Here is a 454-nt window from a genome sequence, read left to right on the forward strand (position 1 = left end):
AAATGAAGAAAAGAAAAAATTAAAAGGTAGAAATATAATATTAGAAGCAGATGATAAAGTAGTAAATAGTAATGGTTCAAAGATAAGTGCAGATAAATACTTACATATAAAAGCAAAAAAATTAGAAAACATAGGAAAAATAGAAGACTTTGGTAAATTAAAGAAAATATGGAAAGATAAAGATGGTAAAATATATGATGAAAAAGATGTAGAAAAATGGCAAATTCGTAAAGAATTAACACAACATGGAAAACCAACTTTAGGGCAAAGTATAGAAGAATTCCAAAAAGGGATTTTAGATAATTTTAGTAGTAAGTTTGGAGAAGGTTATGATAAGAATTTTAGAAAATCTCATAAAGAAGTAGTAACCAAAGCATTAATTGATGGAAATAAAGAAAAAAAATTAGGAAATACCTTTGCACAATATATAGTACCAGGCGAAAAAGAAATAATA

At 24.9% G+C, this 454-nt stretch carries 1 protein-coding gene; it reads left to right on the forward strand.

Features of this window, described 5'->3' with window-relative positions; genetic code table 11:
* A partial coding sequence (locus AWT72_RS09880) for a hypothetical protein (protein ID WP_197407673.1) occupies positions 1–454 on the forward strand: 454 nt, incomplete at both ends.

The organism is Oceanivirga salmonicida, assembly GCF_001517915.1.
Lineage (GTDB): Bacteria > Fusobacteriota > Fusobacteriia > Fusobacteriales > Leptotrichiaceae > Oceanivirga > Oceanivirga salmonicida.